The sequence below is a fragment of the Prochlorococcus marinus str. GP2 genome, assembly GCF_000759885.1.
Lineage (GTDB): Bacteria > Cyanobacteriota > Cyanobacteriia > PCC-6307 > Cyanobiaceae > Prochlorococcus_A > Prochlorococcus_A marinus_J.
In genome coordinates, this window is record NZ_JNAH01000011.1 from 1 (window position 1) to 9,325 (window position 9,325).

Annotated in this window: 10 protein-coding genes and 1 pseudogene; 3 read left to right on the forward strand and 8 right to left on the reverse strand. The window is 32.8% G+C overall.

Annotated elements, in window-relative coordinates:
* The 5 genes from EU91_RS0108940 to EU91_RS00030 all read right to left on the reverse strand — a co-directional run.
* Nucleotides 1-521: NAD(P)/FAD-dependent oxidoreductase (locus EU91_RS0108940; protein WP_032525283.1), on the reverse strand; the 521-nt coding region annotated here is incomplete at its 3' end.
* The gene (gene frr / locus EU91_RS00045) at nt 518-1,066 is read right to left on the reverse strand and encodes a ribosome recycling factor (RefSeq protein WP_032525284.1); all 549 of its coding nucleotides are present in this window, start codon (nt 1,064-1,066) and stop codon (nt 518-520) included. The genes frr and EU91_RS0108940, both read right to left, overlap by 4 nt.
* Nucleotides 1,067-1,089: 23 nt before the next feature.
* Nucleotides 1,090-1,794: a UMP kinase gene (gene pyrH, locus EU91_RS00040; RefSeq protein WP_032525285.1), complete on the reverse strand. Its 705-nt coding sequence runs from the start codon at nt 1,792-1,794 to the stop codon at nt 1,090-1,092.
* A 124-nt stretch (nt 1,795-1,918) separates the two neighbouring features.
* Nucleotides 1,919-2,611 (reverse strand): cob(I)yrinic acid a,c-diamide adenosyltransferase, encoded by a 693-nt coding sequence (gene cobO, locus EU91_RS00035; protein WP_032525286.1) that lies wholly within the window; start codon nt 2,609-2,611, stop codon nt 1,919-1,921.
* Nucleotides 2,612-2,645: 34 nt separating this feature from the next.
* Entirely contained in the window at nt 2,646-3,815 is a 1,170-nt protein-coding gene (locus EU91_RS00030) for a site-specific integrase (protein WP_032525287.1), read from the reverse strand.
* A gap of 65 nt (nt 3,816-3,880) precedes the next feature.
* Here EU91_RS00030 and hemH point away from each other — a divergent pair, with 65 nt between their 5' ends.
* From hemH to EU91_RS00015, 3 genes are all read left to right on the forward strand, one after another.
* Nucleotides 3,881-5,056 (forward strand): ferrochelatase, encoded by a 1,176-nt coding sequence (gene hemH / locus EU91_RS00025; RefSeq protein ID WP_032525288.1) that lies wholly within the window; start codon nt 3,881-3,883, stop codon nt 5,054-5,056.
* 134 nt (nt 5,057-5,190) lie between these two features.
* Nucleotides 5,191-6,954 carry a biosynthetic-type acetolactate synthase large subunit gene (gene ilvB, locus EU91_RS00020; RefSeq protein ID WP_032525289.1) on the forward strand — a complete coding sequence of 588 codons (1,764 nt, stop codon included), beginning with the start codon at nt 5,191-5,193 and terminating at the stop codon, nt 6,952-6,954.
* A 65-nt stretch (nt 6,955-7,019) separates the two neighbouring features.
* Nucleotides 7,020-7,367 carry a hypothetical protein gene (locus tag EU91_RS00015; protein ID WP_032525290.1) on the forward strand — a complete coding sequence of 116 codons (348 nt, stop codon included), beginning with the start codon at nt 7,020-7,022 and terminating at the stop codon, nt 7,365-7,367.
* On the opposite strand, the gene pgeF is transcribed toward EU91_RS00015, so the two are convergent.
* From pgeF to EU91_RS0108945, 3 genes and pseudogenes are all read right to left on the reverse strand, one after another.
* Complete coding sequence (gene pgeF / locus EU91_RS09115; RefSeq protein ID WP_342503437.1) at nt 7,368-8,156, reverse strand: peptidoglycan editing factor PgeF; 789 nt, start codon at nt 8,154-8,156, stop codon at nt 7,368-7,370.
* Between the two features lie 22 nt (nt 8,157-8,178).
* Entirely contained in the window at nt 8,179-9,084 is a 906-nt protein-coding gene (locus EU91_RS00005; protein ID WP_032525291.1) for a Tab2 family RNA-binding protein, read from the reverse strand.
* Nucleotides 9,081-9,325 (reverse strand): annotated as a pseudogene (locus EU91_RS0108945) (S1 RNA-binding domain-containing protein); the annotation flags it as partial. The pseudogene EU91_RS0108945 and the gene EU91_RS00005, both read right to left, overlap by 4 nt.

Here is a 9,325-nt window from a genome sequence, read left to right on the forward strand (position 1 = left end):
CTTAATGAGATTGTGTTCGCAAATTTAGGTTTTCTTGGCCCTAAATTGAAATATCCTGCCCATTCGGATTGGGAACCATCTGCAATAACAAGAAATTCTGATATGTATTTTATTTTGTTATTGCATGTAATTTCCCATTTATCATTTTTTTTGATGATTTTTTCTATCAATAATGGTCTTATTATCTGAACTCCATTATTCAAGGACTCATTAAGTAATAATTGATCAAGTTTCTCTCTTTTAATAATCCAAAATGGGGATTCACCAGTAAGATCAGCCGTCACATTATCTGTAGCTTTCCATCTGAATTCAACATTCTTAATTTTTGATTCTATGGAGTCTTCTATATCTAAAGGAAGAAATCTTTGCATTGAAGATGCCATCCCACCCGCACATGGTTTGTAATCTAGGAACTCTTCTTTTTCAATAATTAAAACTGAATATCCTTTCTTTGATAGATTAAGAGCGGTGGAAGATCCTGATAATCCTCCACCAATTATTACCACGTCAAACCCTATCAAACTTTTAGAATTTCCTTCTCTTTTTCGGACAATTTAGTTTCTATTAAAGCAATATATTTATCAGTAATTTTCTGAATTTCAGATTGATTATCTCTGGATTCGTCAATAGAAATAAGACCATCTTTTTCATCTTTTTTTTCTTTATCAACAGCATCTCTTCTAATATTTCTCAAAGCCACTTTCCCTTCTTCCGCATATTTAGAGGCTAATTTACAAAATTCTTTTCTCCTTTCTTCTGTTAAAGGAGGAACATTTATTCTTATTACTTTACCATCATTATTCGGAGTAATACCTAAATCACTTATAGAAATTGATTTCTCTATAGCCTGTAAACATGAAATATCAAACGGTTGTATTGAAATTGTTTGTGAATCAATAGTGCTTATTGTGGCAAGTGATTTAATTGGTGTTTCTGCCCCGTAGTACTCAACACTTACTCTGTCTAGCAATGAAGCATTTGCTCTGCCTGTCCTAATTGTATTGAAATTTCTTTGTGTGGCTTCAATGCTTTTATCCATATTTGCCTGAATTTCTTGTTCTTTCATAATAAAAAAAATTTAAATAAGCTTTAACTAATTAATGAACCAATAGGATCCCCAGCAACAGCTTTAGAGATGTTCCCTTTTTTGAATATATCAAATACCATAATAGGTATATTGTTATCTTTGCATAGTGCTATTGCAGTACTATCCATTACTGCGATTTCATCGCTAAGAACTTGTTGATAACTAAGAGAGGAATATTTTTTTGCATCTTTAAATTTATTAGGATCACAATTATATACTCCATCAACTTTCGTAGCCTTCATAACAACTTCAGCATTTATCTCCGCTGCCCTCAAAGCCGCTGTAGTGTCAGTTGTGAAAAATGGATTTCCGCATCCACCTCCAAAGACTACAACTCTACCTTTTTCAAGGTGTCTGATAGCTCTTCTTCTAATATATGGTTCTGCAATTTCCTGCATTTCTATTGCAGTTTGAACTCTGGTTTCAACTCCTACTCTTTCTAAACCATCTTGAAGTGAAATAGCATTCATTACTGTTGCTAGCATTCCAACATAATCAGCAGTCGCTCTATCCATGCCAGCTGCAGACCCTTTAAGCCCCCTAAAAATATTCCCACCACCAACAACTATTGCAAGTTGTACATTATTTTCTAATACTTTTGAAACATCCTCTGCGATTGACTGAACTATAGCAGGATCAATACCATAAGGTTTTTCACCCATTAGTGCTTCACCACTAAGTTTTAAGAGAACTCTTTTGTAAGTCATTCAATAATTGTACTTTTAAGACCTTAGCAAGTAAATGTACCAAATTTATTTTTTATTCAGATATTGCTTGCGTCTTTAAACATTTTAAATCACTCTATATAAGAGTAATAATAATTTGCTACAACTAAAACTCAACACACTTTTGTGCTTTTATTCCTTGCTCTTTAAATGGATGTCTTATTAGTTTCATTTCTGTAACTAAATCAGCGTAATTGATAATTGAATCTGATGCTCCCCTTCCAGTTAAAACAATATGATTTTTTCTATTATTTAAACTTTTAAAAAAAGTGATTATATCTTCGGGTTTAAGATAACCAAGTTTTGTAGCAATATTAATTTCATCAAGAATGATAAGTTTATATGATTCGTCCTGGATGTATTTTTTGGCTAGTTGCCATGCCTCCTGAACTAATTGTTCATCTCTAATTCTGTCTTGTGTTTCCCAAGTAAATCCCTCTCCTAATGAATGCCAAGATATTTTTGAAGACAAATTTTTAATTGCTTTTTCTTCTCCAGTGGTCCAGCCTCCTTTGATAAATTGAATTATTGCTACTTTATGGCCATGACCTATCGTCCTTAAAGCCATACCTAAAGATGCAGTTGTCTTCCCCTTACCATTTCCTGTAAAAACAATCAATAATCCTTTTTTTGTTTTTCTAATTTGTAGTCTTTCGGCTTGAATATCTTTTCTTTGTTGCATCCTTTTTTTATATGAGCTCTCATCGCTATCCGGTGATAATTTACCTCCCATTCCAAGTTTGTTTGCTTGATTATCAAGGTTAAATATTTTCTCGGAAGATGAAGGTTTTTCTTGCATATGACCCTAATTTTTATTCAATGATTATAAATCTTTAAAAATTTTTAGCTCTTTTAACTTTTAAAAGAGCATTATTTACTGCTTGTTGTTGATCTCTTTTAGTAATCCAGTGGTGATAAGTTTGAGTATGTAAACTAACCGAATGTCCCATCATTCTGGCAGCAACAGTATCAGGTAAATCATAAAAAATTGTTCTTACAGCCCAAGCATGCCTTAGATCATAAGGTTTTATTTGTAAAGAGTAACGCTTAAACTGGTCTGTAATTTTTTTCCCAATATTTTGTAAGGTTGTAACTTTAAGGTCTCTATTAATATTTGGAAGTAGTTCTGGATTTTCACCAAGTTTTGATAATTCGAACTTTTCCACCCATTCAGGATGAAATGGCCAAACTTGATGTTCTCCAGTTTTAGTTGTTGGTAAAACTCGAATAATTTTGTCCCCAAAATTAGTTAGAGAACTTAAATCACAAAAAAATACTTCATGATTTCTTAATCCATATGTAGCCATCAATCCAAAAACAAATCTCCAAGATTTGTTTGGTATCGTCTCCCAAATTTTCTCTATCAACTCGTCTTTAGGGAGATCCCTAAATCCTGCTTTGTTCAGACCATATCCTCTAGAATTTAATTTCCAATCTTCGGGTAGTTTAACGTCCAAAAACTTAGCCAAAACACTAAGAGAAGTAGCGCATTGTTTCCTGCTTCTACTACTTTCCTTGTAACTTTCAAGTGTTTTTTCAAATATTTTTACTAAATCTTTATTGCTTTGAGCTCTATATATGCTCAGGATTCTTTTTAAATATGGCTTGTAAGAACTTCTCCAAGTAGTTTTTCTAGTACTACTTAAATATACATTTTTACTTTCTTTAAAAAAAAATTCCTCAAATTGATTTAATTTATTTGGAAATTCAAAATCATTTTTTATTTCTTTTTGATTAGAGGAGCTTATCCAATTAATCCAGTCAAATTGATTTAATTCAAGTTGCAAATTTATTAATTGTAATTTTTTTTTAGCCTCCTCTAATCCCAAAATATCAGCTTTTAAACCAAGAGATATTCTCTGATCTTTAAAGTTCCTTTTATCTTTTTTTGAAGGCAGTAAACCTCTAATATTTAATTTCTCCCCCCTCTTTTCAATCCTAAGTTTGCTTCCTTGAGTAGCAAAATTATCATTGATATTATTAATTTCCTGAATTATGTGCATTTATTTATATAATTGACCATATAATGACGTTTTTAATGTTGATTTTCAATCTCCATAATTCTTAAATGAGCAAAATAGGCGTCTTACTAATGAATTTAGGAGGGCCTGAGCGCATTACAGATGTTGGCCCATTCTTATACAATCTTTTTTCTGATCCAGAAATAATCAGGACTCCTTTTCCTGCATTTCAAAAGCCTTTGGCTTGGTTGATATCTACTCTCAGAAGTACTACTTCACAACAGGCTTATCTTTCTATAGGTGGTGGATCGCCCATAAGAAGAATAACTGAACAACAAGCCAGAGAATTGCAATCTAAGTTGAGAAATAAAGGATTAAATGCTACTACCTACATAGCTATGAGGTATTGGCATCCTTTTACGGAATCAGCTATTGCTGACATGAAAGCAGATGGTATAGATCAAATTGTTGTTATTCCTTTGTATCCACATTTTTCAATAAGTACAAGTGGTTCAAGCTTTAGGGAATTAAAGAAATTGCGAGACTCTGATAATGACTTTAAAAAAATCCCTATGAGATGTGTAAGAAGTTGGTTTAGTCAATCAGGTTATTTAAAGTCAATGGTTGAATTGATCTCTGAACAAATTTCACTTTGTGAATCACCTTCCAATGCGCATATTTTTTTCACTGCTCATGGAGTTCCTAAGAGTTATGTAGAGGAGGCTGGAGACCCCTATAAACAACAAATTGAAGATTGCTCTTTATTGATAATAAATGAGCTGGAAAAATATTTAGGACATAGTAACCCTCATACACTTTCTTATCAAAGTAGAGTTGGTCCAGTTGAATGGTTGAAACCTTATACAGAAGAGGTGTTAACTGATCTTGGAAAGTCAAATGTTAATGATTTAGTAGTGGTACCAATAAGTTTTGTTGGAGAGCATATTGAGACGTTGCAAGAAATTGACATTGAGTATAAAGAAATTGCTGAAAAAGCTGGTATCAAAAACTTTCGTAGAGTAAAAGCTTTAAATACACATCCTACTTTTATTGAAGGTCTCAGTGATCTGGTGATTTCTTGTTTAGACGGGCCATTGGTAAATATAGAGGAGGCTTCTCAGTTGCCTGAAAAAGTTAAACTTTACCCCCAGGAGAAATGGCAATGGGGTTGGAATAATAGTTCAGAGGTTTGGAATGGAAGGGTTGCTATGATTGTTTTTCTTGTACTTTTTATTGAACTTATCTTAGGCTCTGGACCTTTGCACAGGTTAGGAATTTTGTAAAAATCAATGAGTATTTATTTGAAAAATCATAATTTACAGGAAGACTTTAAGGAAATATTCTCACATTACATTTCTAAATGAGGCAAAAGTGATTAATTAAGTTTAATATTTAAAGTAATCATTGAATTTCTTTAGTGACTCTTACTTCGAGATCCTTGTCAAAGGATAATTCAAAAAATGAAAACCCCATTTGGATAACAGGTGCAGATGCACTAATGGACTCTCTAAAAATTCATGGGGTAAAGGTTATATTTGGATACCCTGGAGGAGCCATACTCCCTATTTATGATGCTGTTCATAAAGCAGAAAAAGACGGTTGGTTGAAGCACTACATGGTGAGACATGAACAAGGAGGATCTCATGCTGCTGATGGATATGCTAGATCGACTGGTGATGTAGGAGTGTGTTTTGGAACTTCAGGTCCAGGGGCAACAAATTTAGTAACGGGAATTGCCACTGCTCAAATGGATTCAGTACCTTTAGTAGTTGTTACGGGACAAGTCCCAAGACCTGCTATAGGGACTGATGCCTTTCAAGAAACTGATATTTTTGGAATAACTCTTCCAATCGTTAAGCATTCATGGGTTATAAGAGACCCCTCAGATATAGCAAGAATAGTTTCTGAAGCTTTTTTTATAGCATCTTCTGGAAGACCCGGCCCCGTTTTAATTGATATACCAAAGGACGTGGGTCAGGAATTCTTTCATTACCAAAGAGTTTTACCTGGGGAGATTATTCCTAAAGGATTTAAAAGAAATGGAGATATTAATGATTGCGATATAAAAAAAGCTATAAAATTAATAGAGGACTCTGAGAGACCTCTTTTATATGTTGGCGGTGGTGCAATATCTTCAGGGGCGCATGATGAGATAAGAACTTTGGCAAAGAATTATCAAATACCAGTTACAACAACTTTAATGGGGAAAGGCGCTTTTGATGAAAAAGATAATTTATCAGTTGGGATGTTAGGAATGCATGGAACTGCTTATGCGAACTTTGCAGTTACGGATTGTGATCTTTTAATAGCTATTGGTTCTAGGTTTGATGATAGGGTTACTGGGAAATTGAATACTTTTGCTCCTAATGCAAAAGTCATTCATATAGATATTGACCCAGCAGAAGTTAATAAAAATAGGCGTGTAGACGTTGCAATTATTTCTGATGTTAAAAAAGCTGTAAGTAGAATTAATGAAAAATCTCTTAATAACAAATTTGCTTGTCAAACGAAAAACTGGTTAGAAAAAATTGATTATTGGAAAAATAAACATCCTTTATATGACCCTCCTAAAGATGGTGAAATTTATCCTCAGGAAGTTCTTTTAACAGTTAGAGAAATTTTGCCAGAAGCTTATGTAACTACAGATGTAGGCCAACATCAGATGTGGGCTGCTCAATACCTTAGGAATTCACCAAGAAAATGGATTAGTAGTGCAGGCTTAGGTACTATGGGTTTTGGATTGCCAGCTGCAATTGGAGTGAAGGCTGCCTTACCTAATTCAGATGTAATTTGCATAGCAGGAGATGCAAGCGTTTTAATGAATATTCAAGAATTAGGTACATTGTCCCAATATGGTTTAAACGTAAAGTTGATCATAATTAATAATCGCTGGCAAGGGATGGTAAGGCAATGGCAGGAAAGTTTCTACAATGAAAGGTATTCCTCATCGGACATGAGTTGTGGTGAACCTAATTTTGTAAAACTTGCTGAGTCTTTCGGAGTTAAGGGATACCTAATTTCTGATAGAAAACAGTTACAAAATCAATTACAACATGCATTTGATCATAATGGTCCTGCCTTAATTAATGTTCTAGTTAGAAGAGGTGAAAATTGTTATCCAATGGTACCTCCTGGGAAAAGTAACGCACAAATGGTTGGATATGTTAATTCTGAAGAATGATTTTTTTAATACGTTATTTTAAAAAATTATCTTTAATATAATTTGAAAACTTAGATGCTTCTGAATTGAAAAAATTATCAACAATTTTAATAATCTACTCGATTGTTTTTAACCCTGTAATAGTTAACGCGGCTGAAATTCTTCAAATAAAAAGCTCAAATACTATTTTGGTGGGAGATCAAAATAGGAGTCTAAATATTAGATTATTTTGTGTAGATGTAAATGAAAATGATGAGGTCAAAGCGACTAATTTACTTAAGAGTGAATTCCCAAGGGGGAGCAAAGTAAAAATAAAACCTTTTGGTTTTAAAGAAAATTTATTATTAGCCAAAGTCTCTAATATTAAAGGTACTAAGGAGATGACCGAATTATTAGTTGCTAAAGACTTAACTAGTAAAATTTGCCCAAATTAACTATCTCTGTGAGCAAATACAATTCCATTGTCTCGAGATTGTTTTGCTCCTTCTCCAGGAATTAAATTCATTTTTTAATTTGTATGTGCATAAATTTGAGATGTCTATATTCGTATTAAGAATGTTCTCATTTAAAAGTTGTCTATAGGCAGATTTTTTAAGATCAATATGATTTAAGTTTTGCTCTTTGAAGTGATTTAAATCACTAAAACATAGATCACTTTCAGTTTTAGTCCAATTGACGGTTATGTTTTTGTTTTCGGCCTTTCTATAAAATTCTTTGAGTGTAACTTTATCAACTAAATAATGTTCCTTAGAAATCGCAGGTCCTATTGCAACAAGTAAGTCATCTCTATATGTCCCAAAGTTATCGAAAATTTTAACCATATTTTTTATAATTTTTTTTTCTAAACCTTTTCTTCCACAATGCAAGGTCGCTACATTTCTTGTCCTTTTATCAGCAAAAAATATTGGCATACAATCAGCTGTATAAACCCATAAGTTTTGATTGCATTTATTATTAACAAGACCATCTGCATCAGTCTTAATCCCTTCTTCCGAATGAGATCCGAACACTATCACATTACTGTGAATTTGATTAGAAACACAATTTGTGTAGTTTTCATTAAAGTGATTTCCTAATAATTGAAGAAATTTCTCAGAGCTAGACTTCGTAAAGAAGGCATGTTTGAAATTATTTTGACTAAGGACAGGTGATGAATAATACTCAAATTTCTTGTGTTGAATAAATATTTCAGCTTTTGAGAAATATATTTCTTTGTAAGGAATAGTTCCTGCTCCTAAACTTAATCTATGAAATTAATTCAATATCTCTCAAAATCCAGAATCCTGCAAATTTCTCGATGTATGGTGTTGACTGTATGGAAATAAATTGATAACCAAAAGAGTTTTTTTTATTTTCTAAAAACTTTGTACTCAAAATGTTTGCATCTTTTTCTGGTAAATCAGTTACCAGCCACTTATCATCTTCTGAAGCTTCAAGTATGAGTTGTGTCTTATTGATGACTAATTTAATAGGTTCTAAACAGCTGAACCATGCAGAGAGTGCTAAGGATCTATCTTTGCTAAAAAGTCTTAATCCTGGAACTAAATAATTATCATCTAAATCTTGCTGAATTGGGAAAATATCTCCAAATTCCATAGGCCAATTTTCTGCTGATTTTAGTTCACCAATTGATATTTCAGCGATAGTTAAAGCATCACCCCTTACTGCTTCTGGTAGAGGTTTAGGAAGGTTTTCTATTTTAGAAGTAAAAGTCGGAGCTAATACACCTCTTACATAACCTTTTTCCTTTGGATAAACCTCTTTTTCAAGAAATTCGATTCTATCTAATAAATTGTAAGTTCTCCTACTTACTAGAACCTCAATACTTACAGCCTCCAGGGATTTCTTAATGATCGATTTCATTGACGTCCTCCAGAATCGAGCTATTGAAGGTTTCGCCCATCCTTGTTTTTTTGCTTCACTTATTGCTTCATTTAGTGCCTTTGTAAGCCATACGGAATTAACTTCATTAGCAGGACATTTTTTATTCCAAAGAAAAATATCTTCTCTCTCATAACTTCTTGTTGAGCAAATAATTAACTCCCACCTTTTTTTTCCATTTGTTTCAATAATTGGTCTTGAGTAAAAATCTAATTCCCAATCTGAAATTTTTAATTTAAGACCTGACTCTTTTTTTTTATTGATATTCATTTATCTTGTTCTTTTTTATCGAAGAGTGCTTTAGTTTTTAATGCTCTCTCTGTGGCTTCTTGCATAACTTTTTGCTTATCAATAATTAATTCTCCTGCAGAGTTTTCTAGGAGTGCAGTGTTGAGACCAATGCGACCTTTTTCCAGGTCAATTTCAGATATTAAAGCTTTAATGATTTCCCCTTCTCTAAAAACTTCTCTTAAAGAACGAATCGATCCATTTGTTAGTGAGGATTGATGAA

What these genes read in the sequence shown, in the direction of transcription:
- frr (WP_032525284.1), bottom strand. Translation starts at nt 1,066, where the DNA reads ATGAAAGAACAAGAAATTCAGGCAAATATGGATAAAAGCATTGAAGCC.
- pyrH (WP_032525285.1), bottom strand. Translation starts at nt 1,794, where the DNA reads ATGACTTACAAAAGAGTTCTCTTAAAACTTAGTGGTGAAGCACTAATG.
- cobO (WP_032525286.1), bottom strand. Translation starts at nt 2,611, where the DNA reads ATGCAAGAAAAACCTTCATCTTCCGAGAAAATATTTAACCTTGATAAT.
- EU91_RS00030 (WP_032525287.1), bottom strand. Translation starts at nt 3,815, where the DNA reads ATGCACATAATTCAGGAAATTAATAATATCAATGATAATTTTGCTACT.
- hemH (WP_032525288.1), top strand. Translation starts at nt 3,881, where the DNA reads ATGAGCAAAATAGGCGTCTTACTAATGAATTTAGGAGGGCCTGAGCGC.
- EU91_RS00005 (WP_032525291.1), bottom strand. Translation starts at nt 9,084, where the DNA reads ATGAATATCAATAAAAAAAAAGAGTCAGGTCTTAAATTAAAAATTTCA.